Origin of the sequence: Tianweitania aestuarii (genome assembly GCF_018457165.1) — a bacterium.
Taxonomy (GTDB): Bacteria; Pseudomonadota; Alphaproteobacteria; order Rhizobiales; family Rhizobiaceae; genus Tianweitania; species Tianweitania aestuarii.
In genome coordinates, this window is record NZ_JAFMNX010000002.1 from 342,204 (window position 1) to 364,881 (window position 22,678).

Below are 22,678 nucleotides of genomic sequence, written 5' to 3' on the forward strand. Positions count from 1 at the left end.
ATGCACCCTTTTTCCGATTGCCTTGGCAACCATTTAGCCTCAAATCGGTTGAACCGGGTCGCTGGCCTTAGACCTTGAGGCTGCGAAATCATGAGCATGGATAAGAATATGGATGTTCGGACGGATTCTTCGCGCCTGAGTTTCTCAGACGTGGCGCTTCCCGCAGCAGCGGACTTGCCGATCCGGTCCACCTTCATCCGAGAAGAAAGCCTTCGCTCTCTCGGCGCGGATTTTGCCAACAACAGCCAAAGCTTCCTGAGCGATCTGCAGCCGTTCGACGTGCAGGAGCGGCTGAACGACAATGCGGCGCGGATCCTGGCCGTTTATCGCGCGACGAATGATGCAGTGGCACGCGGCGACACGATTACCCCCGCCGCCCAATGGCTGCTCGACAACAATCATGTGGTGGAAGAAACCATCCACCAGGTTCGTCGCGATCTGCCTCATCGCTTTTATCGGGAACTGCCCCTGATCCGCGTTGGCAGCGGACAGGAGATCCCGCGCGCCCTTGCTTTGGCGTGGATCTATGTCGCTCATACCGACAGTGCCGTTTCGGAAAGTTCGTTCCAGGCGCTTGTTCAGGGCTTCCAGACCGTTCAGCCGCTCAAGATCGGCGAGCTTTGGGCCCTGCCCTCGATCCTGCGCTTCGTTCTGATCGAGAACCTGCGTCGTCTCGCTCTGCGCGTCGATCGCGCGCGCGAAATGCGCCAGATCGCCAATGTGGTCGCCGATCGCATCCTCGGCTCGGGTTCGGTGCGGGCCGGCGAAGAAGCGCTCAAGCCGCTGGCGAAGCACGCGCAGGACAAATCCTTTGCGACGCAGCTTCTTTATCGCTTGCGCGACGGCTCCCGTAACGCGGGCGAAGCCTTGCGCTGGCTCGAAACGGAACTGGAAAACGCCGGCGGCGACGCCGACGTCGTGATCCACAACGAACACCAGACGCTTTCGTCCGGCAATGTCACCACCGGCAACATCATCCGCAGCCTGCGCCTTGTGGACGATGTTGAATGGAGCGACTGGTTCGAAGCCCTGAGCTATGTCGACGATGAACTGCGCAAGACCGCGCATTTCTCCGAACTCGATTTCGCGTCGCGCAATGAATACCGCAAGGCGATCGAGACGCTCGCACGACGCTCGGGCAAGACCGAAGTCGAGGTCGCGCGGTTGACGCTGGACCATGCCGGGACCGACGGCGATGCCGGCGTCTTCCTGGTCGGATCCCGGCGTGAAGAATTCGAGCGCGAGCTTGGCTATCAGCCGACATTCGCGCAGCGTTTTCACCGCGCCTGGCGCAAGGCAGGCTGGATCGCAGTTGCCGGACCTGTCGCGGTTCTGACCGCGCTTCTTCTTCTGGCGGCGGGTCTTGGTCTTTGGGCTTTGGGTGCGACGCCCGCGGCCATGACCGTTCTTCTGATCCTTTTTGCGATCCCCGCGATCGAAGGCGCGGTCGGTCTCTACAATACGCTGACGCTGCTCTTCCTGACGCCGTCGCGCATGATCGGCTATGAATACAAGGAAGGCGTGCCGGCCGAAGCCCGGACGCTGGTCGTTGTGCCGGCGCTGATCGGTTCGCGTGACGACATCGACGAAAGTGTGCGCAATCTCGAAGTGCACTTCCTCGCCAATATGAAGGGCGAACTGTCTTTCGCGCTGCTGACCGACTGGAACGACAGCAAACACGAGATTTCGCCCGAGGATCAGAACCTTCTCGATTACGCGCGCGGAGAAATCCGCATCCTGAACGAGCGCTATCCGCGCGACACCACTGCGCGCTTCCACGTCCTTCACCGTCGTCGCCTTTGGAACGAGGCGGAAGGTGTGTGGATGGGCTGGGAGCGCAAGCGCGGCAAGCTGCATGAGCTCAACCTGCTTCTGCGCGGCGATGACGACACCACCTTCCTGACGCCGGATTCTCCGCTGCCGGACGGCGTGGTCTATGTCATGACCCTCGACGCCGACACGCGCATGACGCGTGAAGCGGCGACCCGCCTGATCGGCAAGATGCAGCATCCACTGAACCGCCCGGTCAACGATCCGAAGACCGGCCTTGTCGTCAGCGGCGCCGCGATCCTGCAGCCGCGCGTGACCCCGTCTTTGACGACGGGCGATGAAGCCTCGTTCTTCCAGCGGGTGTTTTCGGCCAATCGCGGCCTCGACCCTTATGTCTTTGCCGTGTCCGACGTTTATCAGGACGTGTTCGGCAGCGGCACGTTTACCGGCAAGGGCTTGTACCACATCGACGCCGTGGAAGCGGCCTGGAAGGGACGCATTGCCGAGAATTCGGTGCTCAGCCACGATCTTCTGGAAGGCTCACTGGCTGGTGCGCAGCTCGTCACCGATGTCGAGCTGATCGAGGATTATCCGACCCGCTACACAACGGACGCTTCGCGCCACCATCGCTGGGCACGCGGCGACTGGCAGCTTCTGCCATATCTATTCGATCCCAAATCCGGCGTTCCCGGCCTTTCGCGCTGGAAGATGGTCGACAATCTGCGCCGCACCCTCACCCCGATCTTCTGGGTGTTGGCCTCGATCGCCGGCTGGAGCCTGCTGCCCTTCACCTTTGCGGTGCAGTGGCAGGCACTTCTGATCATCACCTTGTTCCTGGCGCAGACCTTCGAACTGATGGACTCGCTCTTCCCGCGGTCCTTCGACGTCACCATGCGCGGCCATGTCAGCGGCGTTCTGCGCGACATCGCCTTTGCCACCGCCCATGTCGTGCTGAAGGTCGTGCTGGTCGCGCATTCGGCCTGGCTGATGGGCGATGCGATCATCCGCACCTTGTACCGCATGTTCGTCAGCCGCCGGGATCTCTTGGAATGGCGCACCGCTTCGCAGGCATCGAAGGGCGGCAACGATCTGCTCGGTACCTTCAACACCATGCATGGCGCGCTTGTGATCGCCGTGGTGGGCGTCGCCGTTCCAACGATCGCCAACTCCAGCGGTGCCTTCCTCGGCGCACTGTTTGCCTTGTTCTGGATCGGCTCGCCGGCTTTTGCCTGGCTGATCAGCCGCTCCGCGCAGTCTGAAGACCGCCTCGAAGTGTCGGCTGACGACCAGCAGTCCCTGCGCGTCGTGGCGCGCCGCACCTGGCTTTATTTCGAAACCTTCGTCACATCGGGCGAACACTTCCTGCCGCCGGACAATTACCAGGAAAACCCGGTCGGCATCGTTGCGCACCGAACCTCGCCGACCAATATCGGCGTTTATCTCCTGTCCGCTGTGTCGGCACGCGACTTTGGCTGGATCAGTCTGGCCGAAACCGCGGAGCGCATCGACCAGACCGTTTCAACGATGGAAAAGATGCAGCGTTATCGCGGGCATCTCTACAACTGGTACGACACGCAAACCCTCCAGCCGCTCCTGCCGCTCTATGTCTCCGCAGTGGATAGCGGCAATCTCGCCGGCCACCTGATTGCGGTTGCACGCGCCTGCTCCGACTGGGCAGAAGCGCCGGCCGCCTATCTCCAGGGCGACTTCGACGGCGTGCTGGATGTCACCACCATCCTCGACGAAACCCTTACCGCCCTACCCGACGATCGCCGCCCGCTGCGCCCCCTGCGTCAGCGCTTGAGCGATCGCATCACCGGTATGCGGCGCGCGGTCGCGACCTTGCAGAGCGAACCCGAAACAGCCTCGATCCGCACGATCAACCTTGCTGTCCTGTCCGGCGAAATCCGCAAGCTCGCCGGTTCCATTCATGCCGAAGTGAAATCGACGGCATCGGAAGAACTGCAGCTTTGGGCCGCCAAGCTGGCTCAGACCTGCGAAGCCCATGTCAACGACGCGCATACGGATGAAGCCGGTGTTGCGGCTTTGCGCGAACGCCTGGGCGCGCTCCATGACCGCGCACGGCTGCTTGCCTTCGAAATGGATTTCTCGTTCCTGTTCCGCGAAGACCGCAAGCTCCTGTCGATCGGCTACCGCACCGACACGCATCAACTGGATGAGAGCTGCTATGATCTGCTGGCATCCGAAGCGCGTTTGACCAGCCTGTTCGCGATCGCGAAGGGTGATCTGCCAACCGAGCACTGGCTGCGGCTTGGCCGTCCCATCACCGAAATCGGGTTCCGCGGCGCGCTTGTGTCGTGGTCGGGCTCGATGTTCGAATATCTCATGCCACCGCTGGTCATGAAGGAGCCGCAAGGCGGCATTCTCAACCAGACCAACAATCTCATCATCCGCCGCCAGATCAGCTATGCCCGCTCGAAGGGCATTCCATGGGGCATTTCGGAAGCTGCGTTCAATGCGCGCGACCGCGAGATGACCTACCAATACACCAATTTCGGTGTGCCCGGTCTTGGCCTCAAGCGCGGTCTCGCCAACAACACGGTGATCGCGCCCTACGCGACCCTGCTCGCCTCGCAGTTCATGCCGCATGAAGCAGTAACGAACCTAAATCGTTTGACGACGATGGGCGCACGTGGCCGTTATGGCTTCTATGACGCCGTGGATTTCACGCCGTCCCGCGTGCCGGAAGGCTCGGATCATGCGGTGGTCCAGAACTACATGGCACACCATACCGGCATGTCGATCGTGGCCGTGGCAAACGTCGTGTTCGAAGGTCGCATGCGCGATCGCTTCCATTCCGATCCCGTGATCGTGGCGGCCGAACTGCTTCTGCAGGAAAAGGCTCCGCGCGCCGTGCCAGTTACGACCGTGCGCACGGAAGCCGCCGAGCAGCCTGCAACCGGTGGCGAGGAACTGTCGCCGGATACGCGGCTGATCGAAAACCCGCTGGCCGGGGTGGTTTCCACCAACCTCATCTCCAACGGCCACTACTTCGTCATGACCACGGCGACCGGCACCGGCTACAGTCGTTTCAATGATCTTGCCGTCACCCGCTGGACCGGCGATGCGTCGGAAGACCGGTCGGGCTCCTTCCTGTTCGTGCGCGACTGCGACGACAACCGGTGGTGGTCGGCAACGGCCGAGCCGAAGCGAGTCGAGGGCGAAGAAACCCGCGTCATTTTCGCCAATGACCGGTCGGTGTTTTCCAAGCGTGTCGGTCATATCCTGACCGAAGTGGAAGTCATCGCGGTCACCGAAGGCGACGGCGAAGCGCGCCGCATCACCGTCTACAACGAAGGCGAAACGGAGCGCACGATCGAGATCACCTCGTTCGGCGAAATCGTTCTGGCGCCTGATATGGCCGACAGTGCTCACCCCGCTTTCTCAAAGATGTTCGTGGAAACCGAGATCGACGCGCAAAGCGGCGCGATCTACGCCACGCGCCGCAAGCGCTCCACGGGCGAGCCGGACATCACCCTCGCTCATTTCGTGACCACCGATGCCGGCGGCATTCGCGAAACGGAGGCCGAAACGGACCGCCGCGCCTTTATCGGCCGCGGCCGCACCATCGCCGATCCCGCAGCCCTCGAGCCGAAAGCGCATCTGACCGGCAGCGCCGGCTTCACGCTCGATCCCGTCATGGCACTGCGCGCACGTGTGCGTGTGCCGGCCATGAAGAAAGCCGCCCTCACCTTCTGGACCATGGTTGGTTCGAGCCGGGAAAATCTGCAGGAGGTAATCGACCGGCTCGATCATCCCGAAAGCTTCAGCCGCCAGAGCATGATGGGCTGGACCCACAGCCAGGTGCAAACGCGCCATGTTGGCCTGTCGCTGGCCGAAGCTGCCAATGTGCAGCGCCTCGCGCGCTATCTCCTGTTCCCGAGCCCGGTCACTCGCACGCCACCGGATTCCATTTCCGCCGGCATGGGCGCGCAGTCGGCACTCTGGTCGCTGGCGATTTCCGGTGATTTCCCGATCTTCGTTCTGCGCATCAGCGATCAGGCCGATCTCGGCATCATCGCCAAGGCCATGCGCGTGCAGGAATATCTGCGCACGCGCGGCCTCATTGCCGATCTCGTGATCATCAACGAGCAGGCCTCATCCTACGCACAGGACCTGCAGCAGGCGATCGAGTGGCATTGCGAGAATGCCAGCATGCACAGCCACGATCTCGGCCCGCGCCAGCACATCTTCAACGTGCGCCGCGATCTGATGGACGAAGGCACCTATCGCACGCTTCTTGCCACCGCCCGCGTCGTTCTCCATGCCCGTCATGGCACCATTGCCGACCAGATCGAGCGTGCCGAGATCGCCGAACTCGACCTTCTGCAAGCCAATGGCACCGGCGATAAGCCGACGACGACACAGCAGCCGACCAATCGCCCGGCGGTTGCGGAAACGAGCCGTTCATCCACCACCCTCACCCACACGCCACCCGCCACGCTGCAAAAGCGTGCCAGCGGAACGGGTCTCGAGTTCTGGAACGGGTTCGGCGGCTTTGACCGTGACGGACGCGATTACGTCATCCGTCTTGATGGCCGCCGCTCGACGCCGCAGCCATGGATCAATGTCATCGCCAACCAGGACTTCGGCTTCCATGTTTCGGCCGAAGGCTCCGCCTTCACCTGGAGCCGCAACAGCCGCGACTTCCAGCTGACGCCGTGGTCGAACGACCCGGTGAGCAACCGTCCCGGCGAAGCGATCTATATCCACGACATCAAGGCGGGCACGACCTTCTCGCCGGTTGCAGGCGTTGTGCGCAACGAACACGCGGTCTACGAAGCGCGTCACGGCCAGGGCTTCTCGACCTTCACGGCGCGTCATGGTGCTGTGGAAACGGAACTGACCCATGTGGTCGATCCCGCAGATGCCATCCGCCTGTCGCGCCTCACGCTCCACAACAAGAGCGACGCGGCCGTGACCCTGCGGGTCTACGCCTATGTTGAATGGGTGCTTGGCCAGAACCGCGCGCGCAATGCGCCGAACATCGTGTCCTGGCAGGAGCCGGCGACGGGCGCCTTGCTCGCGCGCAATCCGTTCAACCTCGATTTCGGCGAACGCTGCGCGTTCCTGGCATCCGATGCGCCGTCGCAGTCGGTCACCGTGGATCGCGCCGAGTTCCTGGGTCGCCACGGCGATGTGTGGTCTCCCGAAGCAGCCATCACCGGCAAGACCTTGTCTAACAAGGTGGAAGCCGGCATCGATCCCTGCTCGGCCATTGCCCGCGACGTGACGATCGCCCCCGGCGAAAGCGCCGAAATCCTGTATCTGTTGGGTGATGCAGGCTCGCCTGACGAAGCACGCGACCTCTACACCAAGCATGTCGCGCTCAACTTCGACGAGCGGCTGAACGCCATCGACGCGCAATGGAATCGCTTCCTCGGCACGCTGCAGGTCAACACGCCGGATCCGGCGATGAATGCCATGGTCAATGCCTGGCTGCCTTATCAGGCTGTGGCCTGCCGCATCCGTGCGCGCTCCGCCTTTTATCAGGCGAGTGGCGCATATGGCTTCCGCGATCAGCTGCAGGACACGCTCGCCTTCCAGCTGCATGATCCGAGCCTGGCGCAAGCGCAGGTGCTGAATGCAGCTGGCCGCCAGTTCCCCGAAGGCGACGTGCAGCATTGGTGGCTGCCGCGCAGCGGTGCCGGTGTCCGTACCACCATCTCCGACGACGTGGTGTGGCTGGCCTACGGCACCTTCAGCGCCATTACGGCAACCGGTGACGCATCGATCCTCGACAAGGAAATCCCGTTCATCGAGGGCGAAGTGCTGAAAGACGGCGAACATGATGCCTTCTTCACGCCCAAGACCTCCGAAACCACGGCAACGCTTTACGAACACTGCGCCCGTGCGCTCGATCTCGGCATCAAGCGCACCGGTGCGGACGGGCTGCCGCTGATTCTCGGCGGCGACTGGAACGACGGCATGAACGGCGTCGGCAAGAACGGCGCAGGCCAGAGCGTGTGGCTCGGCTGGTTCATGGCCAAGACGCTGGCGGACTTCGCCCCGATCGCTCGTGAGCGCGGTGATGTGGCCCGCGCCGATGCCTGGGAACAGCATGTCGAGCGGTTGAAGACAGCCCTCGAAACCACGGCGTGGGACGGTGAATGGTATCGTCGCGGCACTTACGATGACGGCTCACCCCTCGGCTCAAAACACAGCGACGAATGCAGCATCGACTCCATCGCCCAATCGTGGAGCGTGTTGTCCGGCATGGGTGAACCCGAGCGGCAGCAAACCGCGATGGATCAGGTCGAGCGCCAACTGGTCGACGACAAGCTCGAGATCGTGAAGCTCTTCACGCCCGCTTTCTCGAAGACATCGAAGGAACCGGGCTACATCAAGAGCTATCCGCCGGGTGTGCGCGAAAACGGTGGCCAATACACCCATGCGGCAACCTGGACGGTGTTCGCGCTGGCCCAACTCGGCCGTGCCGACGCTGCCTATCGCGCCTTCCAGATGCTGTTGCCGGCCAACCATGCGCTGGATGAGAAGGCGGCGGAACGCTACCGGGTCGAGCCCTATGTCGTGGCAGCCGACATCTATTCGTCGGATGACAAGGGCGGGCGCGGCGGCTGGACCTGGTATACAGGTTCTGCCGGCTGGCTTTATCGTGCTGCCGTGGAAGCCATTCTCGGCATCCGACGCGAAGGCAACCGCATCTTTATCGAGCCCGTCCTGCCTTCGAGCTGGGATGGTTTTGAAGCCACCTTGCGGCTCGACGAAGCCACCTATCAGATCAAGGTGCAGTGCGGCGATAAACGCGAAATATCTGTCAACGATGCTGTCCTGAATGATGCGTTCATGCAGCATTCAGGCGCAGGGGTCCATGAAGTCAGGGTAATCGTTCCTCGTTCCATTCCCTAAGGGAAGGAAAAGATGCCTTACCTTCATGTCCTCCTGGCTTCAGCGCCAGTTTGTGTTGGTTATCAATTGGTTGGCTCTGCGGCATCAAACGCCGCAGAGATCAAGAACATGGCTGCGAATGCGCAACCATGTTCCCGACCGGGCATTCTCTAAGCTCACATTGGTATTTCATCAGTCGCTCATGATGCGGCGCACAAATTAAGACCTGGCCGGAGTCCTGCTCGTGTCTCTTTTCGATATTTATCTTCGCGCTCTTTCCTATCTGGGCGCTGAAAAAAAGAAGGTCGCCTTGATCTGCGGCGCCAACGTGGTTCTGGCTCTGGTGACCATCGCCGAGCCGATCCTGTTCGGCCGGATCATCGACTCCATTTCCTCGTCCGGTGACCTGTTTACGAACATGGCGATGTGGGCGGGTCTTGGCCTGTTCAACATTATCGCCTTCGTGCTGGTAGCCCGTTCGGCCGACCGCCTGGCGCATAAGCGCCGCGTCGCCGTGTTGTCGGATGCGTTTGAAAAGACGATCACGATGCCGCTTTCGTGGCATCAGCAGCGTGGCACGTCCAACTCCCTGCACACCCTGCTCCGCGCCGTGGAAACGCTGTTTTCGCTGTGGCTGGAATTCATGCGCACCCATTTGGCAACGGCTGTTGCCCTCGTGCTGCTGGTTCCGACCGCGCTCAGCATGGACCTGAGGATGTCTGCTGTGCTGTTGGTACTCGGCATCGTTTACATCGCGATCGGCCGCATGGTCATGAAGCGCACCAAGGACGGCCAGGCTGCCGTCGAGGGCCATTATCACCGCGTTTTCTCGCATGTGTCGGATGCCGTCAGCAACGTGGCCGTGCTGCAGAGCTTCAACCGCACCAGCACCGAAGCGCGTGAACTGCAGCGCCACACCGGCGATCTGATCCGCGCCCAGTATCCGGTTCTCGACTGGTGGGCACTGGCCAGCGGCCTCAACCGCATCGCCTCGACTCTGTCGATGATGATCGTGCTTTTGATCGGCGCCTGGATGGTGACCCGCGGCGAAATGCGCATCGGCGACGTCGTTGCCTTCACCGGCTTCGCGACCCTGCTGATCGGCCGCCTCGACCAGGTCAACGCCTTCTTCAACCAGATCTTCGAAGCCCGCGCCAAGCTGGAAGAGTTCTATCGCCTCGAAGACGCCGTTGAAGCACGCCAGGAGCCGCTGGGCACTGTCGACCTGCCGAAGATCCGCGGCGACATCGTGTTCGACAATGTGAGCTTCCGCTTCCCCGGCGCGAACCATGGTCTGGACGACGTGTCCTTCGAAGTGAAGGCTGGCCAGACCGTTGCCATCGTTGGCCCGACGGGTGCCGGCAAAACCACGCTGATCAACATGCTGCAGCGCGTTTATGATCCGTCGGAAGGCCGCGTGCTGATCGACGGCATCGACACCCGCGCCGTGACCCGCCGCTCGCTGCGTGCTTCGGTCGCCACCGTGTTCCAGGATGCGGGCATGCTCAACCGTTCGATCGAGGACAACATCCGCGTCGGCCGTGAGGATGCATCTTATGAAGACATCCATGCCGCCGCTAAGGCCGCCGCTGCGCAGGAGTTCATCCTGAACAAGAGCGAAGGCTATGACACGGTTGCCGGCGAGCGCGGCTCACAGCTGTCGGGTGGTGAGCGCCAGCGTATCGCGATTGCCCGCGCCATCCTCAAGGATGCTCCGGTGCTCGTGCTCGATGAAGCGACCAGCGCGCTTGACGTGGAAACCGAAGAGCGTGTGAAGCAGGCGATCGACGATCTGCGTGCCAACCGCACGACCTTCATCATCGCCCACCGCCTGTCGACGGTTCGTGATGCCGATATGGTTCTGTTCATGGATCAAGGTCGCATCGTGGAAAAGGGTGGCTTCGACGAGCTCGCCGCCACCAACGGCCGCTTCGCCAGCCTCCTGCGCGCCGGCGGCCTGCTGACCGACGACGACGTCCGCAAGATGGCTCGTCTGGCGGAAGCCGCCTAACCCGGCCATTCCCGACCATCACCAAAACGCCTGCCGGGGAAACCCGGCGGGCGTTTTTCGTTTGTGCCTGTCTTCCAGATGGTCCGGCGGCTTGTCAGTCGAGGCTTTGCCGCAGGAAATGACGTCTGACGGGTTGAGCACAGTACGGGTAGCCAGATGGTGTCAAAGATCCCAGGACGGCGCCGAGCCTGGTCTGTTTCTGCGCATGCAGTGACGCCTTCCCGCCCGGTGAAGGCTCGGGAAGCGGACGCAAGGTTCCGCGACTCTGATTAAAATCTATACGGCGGGGCGATCTCGCGTCCGTCGGTGCGCTCGCCGCGAACAAGTGGGCTGATCCGGGGTGGTCCCAACGCACCACGGCTGAAGGGTGCCTAAACCAACACTGACCTGCCCTCGGCCCGGGTTTAGGGAGGGACTGACTACCCTCCAAGCCAGGCTACCGTAGCCCAACCAACCCGGACACCGCCGCCCTCCTCTGATCCCCGGTGCGCACCAGAGTTCCCGACAAGAGCGATGAATGGAGGATAGAAGGGTTGGCTGCGGGCGTGGATAAGTTTCTGCTTGAAGGGACGGCGGCTGGGCGTTTGCCCGCGATTATATCCAACAACGTTCGTCGGCGTCGTAAGGCCGGCCCCACACAGGCGGATGCGCGCCCTACTCACGATATGCGGCACTTATCGGTGTGACCGCCATACGCGAGACCAACAGGCACGCTCGAAGAGAAGCTTGTTTGAAGCGGATACGACAAGGCCCGCCGCATTCGGAGACGCGACGGGCCCTGTGATCGATCGAACCGAAAACCTAGTCCTTGCGGCGGACGCGAACGGGCACCAGGGCGCCGTCGGCAATCGGCCTCGGCTTGGCTTCCTTGCGCAGCTTGATCTCGGCGGCCGCGCTCTTCTGCAGGCCCTTGTACCAGTCAAGATAAAAGGCCAGCGCGAACTGCAGGGCAATGCCGGTGCCGATCAGCAGCGTGTCCAGCATCAGGCTTTCGGGACGCGACAGCTTGATCACCTGAGCCACCATCGCCAAAAGCGTACCGGCGATGAACACAGGCAGGGAATGACGGCCAAGGCTCGCAAGCGGATTGCTTTCCTTCAAGCGTGCCAGTTCCGACAGGCCTGGAATGGCAACCAGCAGATAAGCCAGCGACAACACATGCAGCAGGCGCGGCAGCGACAGGAAGGTCTTGTCGAAGCCCGTCAACACGGCCGGCAGGCCGAGCGAGGCATCCACGCCCCAAAGCGGCCAACGCACCCAAACAAAGGCGAGCACCAGATAAGCCGCAGCAGCCGCCATCAGGAACGGGTTGGCAACGATCTTGCCGCCGCGGCGCACATGCAGCATGCCGCCCAGACCAATCGCAAACAGGAACTGCCACGACAGCGGGTTCAGGAACCACATGCCCGGCGTGGGATAATTCGGCGGAGCGACCTGGTAGATGCCGGCGAGCAGCCACAGCGTGCCCGATACGCCGACCATGAGACCGAGGCTGATCGTGCTCAACCACAGGAGCATGGGCAGCAACAGCATAACCGCCGCATACATGGACAGGATGTTGTTGTAGCCGAGCTGATGGCCAAGCGTTGCAAGCCCCAGCAGCGAGCGCGCCGGATCGTCGATCATCGGCTCGATGTTGATCTGCGCCAAAAGAGCGGGATTGGCGAGCCAGGTCGCGCCGAGCACGAAGATCGCGATCGTGGCCAGCGCCGTCATGATCTGCGTGACATACAGCACCCCTGCCCGCCGAAGCGCCTTCAGCGCCATCAGCAGGCGAACGCCGGGAACGAACTTGCCGCCATAGGCCAGGCCGATGGCGATGCCAGAGATCAGCACAAAGGCTTCCGCGGAATCGGAAAAGCCGAAGTTCTTGTGCGTCGCGTTCTCGTAGATCGTGCCTGGCACGTGGTTGACGAAAATCGAAAGAAGCGCGAGCGCGCGAAACACGTCGATGCGCGTATCGCGGGCGGATTGAGATTTGAGGGGCAAGTGCGGATCAGCAGTCATGTGTGATTAAGCCCTCAGCTACATGATCGTTCCCACGGCGTCGTTCAGTTTTGCTGCGTTGCGATATTTTCCTGGGGATCATTGCGATGCATTCAGTTGAGGCTTGACCACTGGCCTGTTTCAGCCCGATCAATTCACGAGAACGGGAGCCGACATGCACACGATCTTCGACGGCCATAATGATTTGCTGCTGCGCTTGTGGAGTGGGGAAAAGGCGGGACGCGATCCTTTAAAGGAGTTCGAATCCGCAACCGGCACAGCCCATATCGACCTCAAGAAAGCGGCGGAAGGAGGTCTGGTTGGTGGCTTCTGCGCGATCTACGTGCCGTCAGGCGGGCTGTCCTTCGGCAGGCCCGACGCCAAGGGGCATTACAGCACGCCGGTCGCCTCGCCGCTCGAGCGCGCGCCCTCGCTGGAAACAACGATGGCGCAGATGGACATTGCCTGTCGCCTCGACCGCGCCGGCCTGTTGAAGATCTGCCGCAGCGTTGATGAACTCGAAACCGCCATCGCAGCCGGCACGTTCGCCGCCATCGCCCATATCGAAGGTGCGGAAGGCATCGGCGAGGATCTGTCCGGCCTTTATACGCTCTACGCCGCCGGTCTGCGCTCCATCGGCCCGGTCTGGAGCCGCAACAACGTGTTCGGCCATGGCGTGCCCTTTGCCTATCCGTCGTCGCCCGACACGGGCCCGGGCCTCACCGATGCCGGTCGCGCGCTGGTAAAGGCCTGTAACGAAATGGGCATCCTGATCGACCTGTCGCACATCACCGAACAGGGCTTCTGGGATGTTGCCAAGCATTCCACCGCGCCGCTGGTCGCGACCCATTCCAACGTCCACGCAATCACGCCCTCGGCGCGCAATCTCACCGACAAGCAGCTTGGCGCGATCAAGGAAACGCAAGGCGTCGTCGGCCTGAACTATGCCGTCGCTTTCTTGCGCGAAGACGGCCAGGAGCGCGCGGATACCGGCATCGCCACGATGATCCGCCATATCGATCATATGGTCGAACAGGTCGGCATCGACGGCGTGGCGCTCGGTTCGGACTTCGATGGCGCCATGATCCCGGCCGAAATCGGCTCGGCTGCCGGCCTGCAAAAACTCGTTGCCGGTCTGCAAGGTGCCGGATACGCTGACGCCGAAATTAACAAAATCTGCCGCGAAAACTGGTTCCGCGTTCTGCGCCTGACGCTTCGCTGACCCACCATCGACGGCAGAAAACAACAACCATAATCGGGAACCACTGACATGATGATGTCGAAGATCAACACCCATGCCCGCCTGCTTTTCGCCGGCGCAGCCCTGACCGCCCTCGTTGCCGGAACGGCGCCGACGCTGGCCGACACCCCTGCCGACACGCTCGTTCTCGCCTGGGCGATCGACGACACGATCACGCTCGATCCGGCCGAATCCTTCGAGCTGAGCCCGGCCGAGTTCATCGGCAACGGCTATGACATGCTGGTGCGCCTCGACATCAACGACACCACCAAGGTGGTTGGCGGTGTCGCCGAAAGCTGGTCGGTGTCCGATGACGGCCTGACCTATACGTTCAAGCTCAAGCCCGACCTGAAGTTCGCCTCCGGCAACCCGCTCACGGCCGAAGACGTCGCCTTCTCGATGGAGCGTGCGGTCAAGCTCGACAAGAGCCCGGCCTTCATCCTCACCCAGTTCGGCCTCAACGGCGACAATGTCACCGAGAAAGCCAAGGCTGTTGATGACAACACCTTCGTGCTGACCGTCGACAAGTCCTATGCGCCAAGCTTTGTGCTGAACTGCCTGACCGCGACCGTCGGCGCAGTGGTCGACAAGAAGCTCCTGATGGAGCATGCCGAAGCCGTCACGCCGAGCGACGACAACAAATACGACACAGACTTCGGCTATGCCTGGTTGAAGACCAACTATGCGGGCTCGGGCCCGTTCAAGATCCGCGATTGGCGCGCCAACGAGATCCTCGTGATGGAGCGCAACGACAATTATTACGGCGAAAAGCCGGCGCTGGCCCGCGTCATCTATCGCCATGTCAAGGAAAGCGCGACGCAGCGCCTGATGCTCGAAACCGGCGACATCGATGTTGCCCGCAATCTCGATCCGGGCGATCTCGAAGCCGTCAGCAAGAACCCTGACCTGTCCACGACGGATGCTGCCAAGGGCACCGTTTATTACATCAGCCTCAACCAGAAGAACGAGAACCTCGCCAAGCCGGAAGTGCGCGAAGCGTTCAAGTATCTGGTTGATTACGATGCGATCGGTTCAACCCTCATCAAGGGCATCGGCGAAATCCGCCAGACCTATCAGGCCAAGGGCGTGCTCGGTGCGCTCGAAGCGAGCCCCTACAAGCTCGATGTTGCCAAGGCCAAGGAGCTGCTGGAAAAAGCAGGCCTCAAGGATGGTCTCACCGTCACCTTCGACGTTCGCAACACCCAGCCTGTCACCGGCATCGCGGAAGCGTTCCAGCAGACGGCAGGCCAGGCCGGCATCAAGGTCGAAATCATTCCCGGCGATGGCAAGCAGACGCTGACCAAATACCGCGCCCGTAACCACGATCTGTATATCGGCCAGTGGGGCATGGATTACTGGGATCCAAATTCGAACGCGGAAGCCTTCACCTCGAACCCCGACAATGCAGACGATGCTTCAACGAAGACGCTGGCCTGGCGCAACGCGTGGGACATTCCCGAGCTGACCGAACAGACCAAGGCCGCTCTTCTGGAGCGCGACGACCAGAAGCGTGCCGAAACCTACAAGACGCTTCAGCAGGAAGCTCTGGATAGCAGCCCCTTCGTCATGCTCTTCCAGCAGATCGAAGTGGCGGGCCTGCGCAACAACGTGAAGAACTACAAGCTCGGTCCGAGCTTCGATACGAACTTCGTTGGTCCCGTGACCAAGGATTGATCTGACGTCATGAGCGTCGCATCCGACACGCAGCCGGCGCCTCGAGGGCGCCGGGCCCGCAGTCTCGTGAAATCCCTGCTGAGCTTCCTCGTGGTGGTCGTCGTAACCTATCTCGGCCTGCTCGCAGTGACCTTCTTCATCGGCCGCGTCATTCCCGTTGATCCGGTTCTCGCGATCGTGGGCGACCGGGCACCGGCCAATGTGGTGGAGCGCACACGCGAAGAGCTCGGCTTCAACGAGCCCCTGACCACGCAGTTTGTGATCTATGTGCAAAAGGCGCTGTCGGGCGACTTCGGGCGTTCGGTTCTGACCACCAATCCGGTCATGACCGACATCAAGCGCGTGTTTCCCGCGACCATCGAGCTTGCGACGCTCGGCACAATCCTCGGCGCCGTGCTTGGCATTCCGCTGGGCGTGCTCGCAGCTGTGCGGCGCGGCGGCTGGCTCGATCAGATCGTGCGCATCATCGGGCTGGTCGGCTATTCCGTACCGATCTTCTGGCTCGGACTTCTGGCGCTGCTTGTTTTCTACGCCCGCCTGCAATGGGTCGGTGGTCCCGGACGAATCGACGTCGTGTACGAATACACATTCACGCCGATCACCGGCTTCTATCTGCTGGATGCGATCATCCAGCGTGACTGGTCGGCCTTCAACAATATCCTCTCGCATCTAGCCTTGCCGTCGCTTCTGCTCGGCTATTTCTCGCTGGCTTACATCTCGCGCATGACGCGCTCCTTCATGCTGAACGAGCTGAGCCAGGAATATATCGTCGCCGCGCGCGCAAAGGGCCTGTCGGAACGACGCATCGTTTGGCGGCACGCCCTGCGCAATGCCGCCGTGCCGCTGGTGACCGTGATCGCCCTGTCCTATGCCGGCCTTCTGGAAGGATCGGTGCTGACCGAAACCGTGTTCGCATGGCCGGGGCTCGGCCTTTACATCACCAACTCGCTGCAGAATGCGGACATGAATGCCGTGCTTGGCGGCACGATCGTCATCGGCTCTGTGTTTATCGCCATCAACCTCCTGTCGGACCTGCTTTACCGGCTACTCGATCCAAGGACGCGGGCACGATGAGCGTGATGGGAAACACGACGCCCCCGCCGATGGCGGAAGGGAAGCTGTCGCGCCGCGAATGGCTCTTGAGCGACCGGCCTGCGTCCCGCACCCAGGCGAAGCTCGGCCGCGCCTACGTGTCCTGGCGCCGTTTCGCGGAAAACCGTCTGGCCCTGATCGGCCTGATCATCATTCTGGCTCTGGTGCTGGTGGCGATCTTTGCCGATCTGCTGGCACCCTATTCGCCGACGATCGGCGATCTCGCCAATGCGCGTTTGCTGGCGCCCGCCTGGGATCACTGGCTGGGCACCGACGATCAGGGTCGCGATATCCTTTCGCGCCTCATCTACGGCTCGCGGCTGACCCTTTATGTGGTTGTTCTCGTTGCCGTCATTGCTGCACCGATCGGCCTTCTGGTCGGAACCGTGTCCGGCTATGCCGGTGGGTGGGTCGATGCCGTTTTGATGCGCATCACCGACATCTTTCTGGCTTTTCCGAAACTGGTTCTGGCGCTCGCGCTGGTGGCCGCCCTCGGACCCGGTATCGAGAACGCGGTTATCGCCATCGCCATCACCTCATGGCCGCCTTATGCCCGCATCGCACGTGCTGAAACCATGCAGGTGCGCAATTCCGATTACATCTCGGCCGTGCGGCTGATGGGCGCTTCGCCGATCCGCATCGTGTTGCGCCACATCATGCCGCTTTGCATGTCCTCGCTGATCGTGCGCGTGACCTTGGATATGGCGGGCATCATCCTGACCGCCGCCGGCCTCGGCTTTCTCGGCCTAGGCGCACAGCCGCCGCTGCCCGAATGGGGCGCGATGATCGCATCGGGGCGGCGCTTCATTCTCGATCAATGGTGGGTCGCAGCCGCACCAGGCGTCGCGATCCTTCTGGTCAGCCTCGGCTTCAACCTGCTGGGTGACGGTCTGCGCGATGCGCTCGATCCGCGGAGTGCCGGCCAATGAGCGCGCCTTTGCTGGACGTCCAGAACCTCGCCGTTCGCTTTCCAACCCGCACCGGCACCGTGGAAGCGGTGCGCGGCGTGTCGTTCACGCTCGGTCGCGAGCGGCTCGGCATCGTCGGCGAAAGCGGATCGGGTAAGTCGCAGACCGGGCGCGCGATCCTCGGTTTGACCGCGCCCAGCGCTCAAGTCACGGCGGACAGGCTGCGCTTCGACGGCCAGGATCTTCTCACGATCAGCAATGCCGAGCGCAGGCGCCTGCGCGGCAAGCGCATCGCCATGGTTCTGCAGGACCCGAAATATTCGCTCGATCCGGTGATGTCGATCGGCCGGCAGATCGTGGAAACCTTGCGCACGCATGAGCGCGTATCGCGCAGCGAAGCGCGCAAACGGGCGCTCGCCATGCTTGAAGCCGTGCAGATCCGCGATCCCGAACGCGTGTTCGACCTTTACCCTCATGAAGTCTCGGGGGGCATGGGCCAGCGCGCGATGATTGCGATGATGCTGATCGCCGGTCCCGAACTGCTGATTGCGGACGAACCGACCTCGGCGCTCGATGTGACGGTGCAGCTCGAAATCCTCGCCATTCTCGACAGCCTGGTGCGCGACAAAGGGATGGGGCTGATCTTCGTGTCCCACGACCTGCGGCTGGTATCGTCCTTCTGCGACCGCGTACTGGTGATGTATGCCGGTCGTGTCGTGGAGGAACTCGCCGCCAAGGATCTGTCGCAAGCGCAGCATCCCTATACGCAAGGCCTTTTGAATTGCATGCCGAAGATCGGCGCAAGCCGCCATCCGCTTCCCGTGCTTGAACGTCAGGCGGAATGGGCACGATGATGATTGAAGCCGCTTCCACCCCTGCCCTGTCGGTCCGCGACCTTGAAGTTACCTACGACCAGTTCCGCGCCCTGAAAGGTGTCAGCCTCGATATCGCGCCGCGCGAAAGCTTCGGCCTGGTCGGCGAAAGCGGCTCGGGCAAATCCACCTTGCTGCGTGCGGTCGCCGGTTTGGCCCCAGTCAGCGGCGGTGCGATCACGATCGACGGCAAGCAATTGGGCCGCCGCCGCGACAAGGCGTTCTACCGCCGCGTTCAGATGGTGTTTCAGGACCCTTACGGCTCGCTTCATCCGCGCCATACGGTCGACCGCCTACTGCGTGAGCCGCTCGACATTCATGGCGTCGGCGATGGCGAAAGCCGCATCAATCGTGCGCTGGATGAAGTCGGCCTGGGCTCCGGCTTCCGCTTCCGCTATCCGCACCAGCTTTCCGGCGGACAGCGGCAGCGCGTGGCGATCGCCCGCGCCTTGATCGTCGAACCGTCCATTTTGCTTCTGGACGAACCGACGTCTGCGCTCGACGCCTCGGTGCAGGCTGAAGTGCTCAACCTCCTGGAACAGATCCGCCGCGACCGCGCGCTGACCTTTGTCATGGTCAGCCATGATCTCGCGGTCGTCACCCATATGTGCGACCGGCTGATGGTGATGCAGGATGGCGCCGAGGTCGAGCAGCTGACCTCGGCCGAGCTGGCCGAGCGCCGCATCACCAAGGACTATACGATCAACCTTTTGCGGGCGAGCGAAGGCTTCACCCGCCGCCAGTCGGCGTAACAGCGCCGACCTCAGCCGAAGATGCGGTCGCCCTGCTCGTCCACGAGCTGGCGACCTTTGGCGATCGCAATGTCGGCAGCCGTGTTGATGTCGGGGAAACGGTCGGCGCGCACGAAGCGGTGCTCCTTCACCGCGCCGTCGATCTCCTTGGAAACCACGCCGCAGGTCTGGAACTCCGAGCCTTCCTTGTAAGGCGTCGCCTTGATCAGGAAGCCCTTGTGCTCGAGCTCCTTGACGGGCTCCGCGGGTGTTGCCGTCTTGGTTTCGGAGCCGCCGCCGCCAAACAGCTTCTTCAGAAATGACATTGGTGGCTCCTCATGGCTTGATCACGTGACACCTGACCTAGCGCATCAGCCTTCCCGCTTCCAGCCGCACTCAGTCAAGTTGCAGGTGAAGAACGATCTCGCGGCGATGCGGCGCATCACGATGCTCGAACAGGTATAGTCCCTGCCACGTGCCCAGCGCCAGCCGGCCGCGCGTGACCGGCACCGACAACGACACCGCCGTCAGCGCCGACTTGATATGCGCCGGCATATCATCCGGCCCTTCAAAGCGATGCACGAGGTAGTCCATCGAAGGATGATCGGCCGGCGGCACGAGACGCTGAAAGAACGCATCGAGATCACGCCTGACATCCGGATCGGCATTTCCTGGATCAGGAGCGAGCAGGATGTGTGACGCACGAAAAGCGTCAAAACACCGGTCTCCACCCCTTCATTGGCTACGAAGTTCGCGGCTTCGCGCGTAAACTCGTAAAGCCCTGCGCCACGCGTGGCGATCGTCGTGGTGATTTGCGGCATGAACAAGAACCTGTGGCGAGCCTGTCAGGAAAATGCAGGGGGCTTACGAGACAACCCAAGCGCCGTGGGCTTTAATCTCGTCATACATCGCGTCCGGGGCGAGATCCAGCTCGCCTGGCCACGTGACAACACCTCCATCGAGGTAGGCTTGGCGGAACAGGTGCGGATCGCGCAGCGGTGCTAAAACGCCCGCCTGCTCCGACGCCAGCATGGGACCAAGGTCAACCCTACCGGCCAAACCGTCGCGAAAACGAACCGATAGACGATAATCTTCAAGCGGCTGAACGGCCACGACCCGCCACTCCGCAGCGGACTGGATCAAGCCAGACCCTGGATCTTGTTCGGCATCTGACGCGAGCGACATAGCTCCCAATCCTCCAGCAACTCGGCGCGATGCTCTTGCGCCCATTCGAGCACAAGAACCAAAGCGCGCCTAGGGAGAGCCCCACGTATCACTGAAAGGCTCTCGATGGCGAAGAACGCTTCATGCTCACCATACACCGCATGAAAGTGCGGCGGTGCATGATCGTTCAAGAACATCTGAATGACGATGCCGTAGAAAATGGAAATCGTCGGCATCGTCGGAAACTCAGCTGTCGAGGAAGCTCCGCAGCTTGCGCGAACGGCTCGGATGCTTGAGCTTGCGCAGCGCCTTGGCTTCGATCTGGCGGATACGCTCGCGCGTCACCGAGAACTGCTGGCCGACTTCTTCCAGCGTGTGATCGGTGTTCATGCCGATGCCGAAGCGCATGCGCAGCACGCGCTCCTCACGCGGGGTGAGCGAGGCCAGAACGCGCGTGGTGGTTTCGCGCAGATTGGCCTGGATCGCCGCGTCGATCGGCAGGATCGCGTTCTTGTCCTCGATGAAGTCGCCGAGGTGTGAATCTTCCTCGTCGCCCACCGGGGTTTCGAGCGAGATCGGCTCCTTGGCGATCTTCAGGACCTTGCGGACCTTTTCGAGCGGCATTGCGAGCTTTTCCGCCAGCTCTTCCGGCGTCGGCTCGCGACCGATCTCGTGCAGCATCTGGCGCGATGTCCGGACGATCTTGTTGATCGTTTCGATCATGTGCACCGGAATGCGGATCGTGCGGGCCTGGTCGGCGATCGAACGGGTGATCGCCTGACGGATCCACCAGGTCGCATAGGTCGAGAACTTGTAGCCGCGACGATATTCGAACTTATCGACGGCCTTCATCAAGCCGATATTGCCTTCCTGGATCAGGTCCAGGAACTGCAAGCCGCGGTTGGTGTACTTTTTGGCGATCGAGATCACGAGACGCAGGTTCGCCTCGACCATTTCCTTCTTGGCGATCGCCGCTTCGCGCTCGCCCTTCTGGACCTGGTTCACGATCTTGCGGAATTCCAGGATCGAGATCGCGGTTTCGGTTGCGAGATTCTGGATCTCCGAACGGATGTCGGCAATCGCCGCGTTGGACGACTTGGCGAATTCCTTCCAGCCGCGGCTGGACAATTCGCCGACCCGGCCCATCCAGTTCGGATCGAGCTCCGAACCCTGATATTCGCGCAGGAACTCCTCGCGGCGAACACCATAGCTTTCAGCCAGACGCAACAGCTTGCCTTCGTTCTGCACGAGGCGCTTGTTGATGTCGTAGAGCTGCTCGACCAGCGCTTCGATACGCGCAGGGTTGAGCGACAGCGACTTCACGGCCGTGATCAGCTCATCCTTGAGCTTCTTGTAGGCGCGCTCCTGGCTGGACGACAGCGCATCGGCATCGGCCAGACGCGCTTCAACGGCCTGGTCCTGCAGCTTGCGCAGTTTCTTGTAGGTCGAGGCGATGACATCGAGCGTTTCCATCACCTGCGGCCGGAGTTCTGCCTCCATGGCCGCCAGCGAGAGGCTGGCCTCGTCGTCGTCGTCGTCGTCGTCTTCGACGCGGTTTTCGCCGCCGACATTGGTGATGTCGTCATCTTCGCGAACGCGACGGCCGCGCTCGTCGACCTTCGGCTTTTCGGCTTCTTCCTGATTATGCACGACAACCGGCGCCTGCTTGGCTTCCGGACCGGCATAAGTGGCTTCGAGATCGATGATCTCACGCAGAAGGATCCGGGCTTCGTTGAGCTCGTCGCGCCAGATGATGATCGCCTGGAACGTCAGCGGGCTTTCGCACAAGCCCGCGATCATCGTTTCACGGCCAGCCTCGATGCGCTTGGCGATGGCGATTTCGCCTTCGCGCGACAAAAGCTCCACCGAACCCATTTCGCGCAGATACATGCGCACCGGATCGTCGGTGCGATCGGTCGGCTCTTTCTTGGTGGTGGTCGCGGCAACGGCGGTGCCGGTGCGCTCGGCCAGCTCGTTGGCGTCTTCTTCGCCATCGGCCGCATCGCGCTCGCCACCTTCTTCGGCGGCTTCGTCGTCTTCAACCACGTTGATGCCCATGTCGGACAACATCGCCATCGTGTCCTCGATCTGCTCGGAAGTCACTTCTTCCGACGGCAGAACCGAGTTGAGCTCGTCCATCGTCACATAGCCGCGTTTTTTCGCGGCCTTGATCATCTTCTTGACGGCGTCATCGGAAAGGTCGAGCAATGGCCCATCGGTAGCGCTTTCGCGTTCCGTTTCGACCTCTTCCTTTTCTTTCACTGCCATGATTCAGCTTCTCCAAGAAGACGGTTGCGTCACGAATGCACATCCGTCTCAATCAATGCGGCGGGGCCGCTCCCGCACAATCCACCGCGTAG

The 22,678-nt window shown here is 61.9% G+C and carries 13 protein-coding genes and 1 pseudogene; 8 read left to right on the forward strand and 6 right to left on the reverse strand.

The window, feature by feature from the left end; all coding sequences use genetic code 11:
* The first annotated feature begins 96 nt into the window (after positions 1-96).
* Together JYU29_RS09775 and JYU29_RS09780 are read left to right on the forward strand one after the other, a co-directional pair.
* Positions 97-8,661, forward strand: coding sequence for a glycoside hydrolase family 94 protein (locus JYU29_RS09775; protein WP_431192855.1), 8,565 nt, complete (start codon positions 97-99; stop codon positions 8,659-8,661).
* Between the two features lie 223 nt (positions 8,662-8,884).
* Complete coding sequence (locus JYU29_RS09780) at positions 8,885-10,651, forward strand: glucan ABC transporter ATP-binding protein/ permease (protein WP_213984618.1); 1,767 nt, start codon at positions 8,885-8,887, stop codon at positions 10,649-10,651.
* An 801-nt stretch (positions 10,652-11,452) separates the two neighbouring features.
* On the opposite strand, the gene JYU29_RS09785 is transcribed toward JYU29_RS09780, so the two are convergent.
* Positions 11,453-12,658, reverse strand: coding sequence for an OpgC family protein (locus JYU29_RS09785; protein ID WP_213984619.1), 1,206 nt, complete (start codon positions 12,656-12,658; stop codon positions 11,453-11,455).
* Positions 12,659-12,812: 154 nt separating this feature from the next.
* Between JYU29_RS09785 and JYU29_RS09790 the strand changes: the two genes are divergently transcribed.
* The 6 genes from JYU29_RS09790 to JYU29_RS09815 are packed head-to-tail and all read left to right on the forward strand — an operon-like array spanning position 12,813 to position 19,175.
* The gene (locus JYU29_RS09790) at positions 12,813-13,859 is read left to right on the forward strand and encodes a dipeptidase (protein WP_213984620.1); all 1,047 of its coding nucleotides are present in this window, start codon (positions 12,813-12,815) and stop codon (positions 13,857-13,859) included.
* Between the two features lie 48 nt (positions 13,860-13,907).
* Positions 13,908-15,551, forward strand: coding sequence for an ABC transporter substrate-binding protein (locus JYU29_RS09795; protein ID WP_213984621.1), 1,644 nt, complete (start codon positions 13,908-13,910; stop codon positions 15,549-15,551).
* Between the two features lie 9 nt (positions 15,552-15,560).
* Complete coding sequence (locus JYU29_RS09800; RefSeq protein WP_213984622.1) at positions 15,561-16,625, forward strand: ABC transporter permease; 1,065 nt, start codon at positions 15,561-15,563, stop codon at positions 16,623-16,625.
* A gap of 29 nt (positions 16,626-16,654) precedes the next feature.
* Complete coding sequence (gene nikC / locus JYU29_RS09805) at positions 16,655-17,572, forward strand: nickel transporter permease (protein WP_213985020.1); 918 nt, start codon at positions 16,655-16,657, stop codon at positions 17,570-17,572.
* Entirely contained in the window at positions 17,569-18,405 is an 837-nt protein-coding gene (locus JYU29_RS09810) for an ABC transporter ATP-binding protein (protein ID WP_213984623.1), read from the forward strand. The genes nikC and JYU29_RS09810 overlap by 4 nt, the downstream gene beginning before the upstream one ends.
* A complete protein-coding gene (locus tag JYU29_RS09815; RefSeq protein WP_250157328.1) occupies positions 18,402-19,175 on the forward strand; it encodes an ABC transporter ATP-binding protein in 774 nt (257 codons plus the stop codon). Before JYU29_RS09810 ends, JYU29_RS09815 begins: the two co-directional genes overlap by 4 nt.
* Positions 19,176-19,186: 11 nt before the next feature.
* On the opposite strand, the gene JYU29_RS09820 is transcribed toward JYU29_RS09815, so the two are convergent.
* The 5 genes and pseudogenes from JYU29_RS09820 to rpoD form a co-directional block, all read right to left on the reverse strand.
* Positions 19,187-19,480 carry an HlyU family transcriptional regulator gene (locus JYU29_RS09820; RefSeq protein WP_213984624.1) on the reverse strand — a complete coding sequence of 98 codons (294 nt, stop codon included), beginning with the start codon at positions 19,478-19,480 and terminating at the stop codon, positions 19,187-19,189.
* A 70-nt stretch (positions 19,481-19,550) separates the two neighbouring features.
* Positions 19,551-19,975 (reverse strand): annotated as a pseudogene (locus tag JYU29_RS09825) (secondary thiamine-phosphate synthase enzyme YjbQ).
* A gap of 43 nt (positions 19,976-20,018) precedes the next feature.
* A complete protein-coding gene (locus JYU29_RS09830; protein ID WP_213984625.1) occupies positions 20,019-20,267 on the reverse strand; it encodes a DUF2442 domain-containing protein in 249 nt (82 codons plus the stop codon).
* Positions 20,268-20,293: 26 nt separating this feature from the next.
* Complete coding sequence (locus JYU29_RS09835; protein WP_213984626.1) at positions 20,294-20,554, reverse strand: DUF4160 domain-containing protein; 261 nt, start codon at positions 20,552-20,554, stop codon at positions 20,294-20,296.
* A 10-nt stretch (positions 20,555-20,564) separates the two neighbouring features.
* On the reverse strand, positions 20,565-22,586 hold the full coding sequence (gene rpoD, locus JYU29_RS09840) for an RNA polymerase sigma factor RpoD (protein ID WP_213984627.1): 2,022 nt from the start codon (positions 22,584-22,586) through the stop codon (positions 20,565-20,567).
* Positions 22,587-22,678 lie beyond the last annotated feature (92 nt).

What these genes read in the sequence shown, in the direction of transcription:
- nikC (WP_213985020.1), top strand. Translation starts at nt 16,655, where the DNA reads ATGGCGGAAGGGAAGCTGTCGCGCCGCGAATGGCTCTTGAGCGACCGG.
- JYU29_RS09775 (WP_431192855.1), top strand. Translation starts at nt 97, where the DNA reads ATGGATAAGAATATGGATGTTCGGACGGATTCTTCGCGCCTGAGTTTC.
- JYU29_RS09795 (WP_213984621.1), top strand. Translation starts at nt 13,908, where the DNA reads ATGATGATGTCGAAGATCAACACCCATGCCCGCCTGCTTTTCGCCGGC.
- JYU29_RS09810 (WP_213984623.1), top strand. Translation starts at nt 17,569, where the DNA reads ATGAGCGCGCCTTTGCTGGACGTCCAGAACCTCGCCGTTCGCTTTCCA.
- JYU29_RS09815 (WP_250157328.1), top strand. Translation starts at nt 18,402, where the DNA reads ATGATGATTGAAGCCGCTTCCACCCCTGCCCTGTCGGTCCGCGACCTT.
- JYU29_RS09820 (WP_213984624.1), bottom strand. Translation starts at nt 19,480, where the DNA reads ATGTCATTTCTGAAGAAGCTGTTTGGCGGCGGCGGCTCCGAAACCAAG.
- JYU29_RS09800 (WP_213984622.1), top strand. Translation starts at nt 15,561, where the DNA reads ATGAGCGTCGCATCCGACACGCAGCCGGCGCCTCGAGGGCGCCGGGCC.
- rpoD (WP_213984627.1), bottom strand. Translation starts at nt 22,586, where the DNA reads ATGGCAGTGAAAGAAAAGGAAGAGGTCGAAACGGAACGCGAAAGCGCT.
- JYU29_RS09790 (WP_213984620.1), top strand. Translation starts at nt 12,813, where the DNA reads ATGCACACGATCTTCGACGGCCATAATGATTTGCTGCTGCGCTTGTGG.
- JYU29_RS09785 (WP_213984619.1), bottom strand. Translation starts at nt 12,658, where the DNA reads ATGACTGCTGATCCGCACTTGCCCCTCAAATCTCAATCCGCCCGCGAT.
- JYU29_RS09835 (WP_213984626.1), bottom strand. Translation starts at nt 20,554, where the DNA reads ATGCCGACGATTTCCATTTTCTACGGCATCGTCATTCAGATGTTCTTG.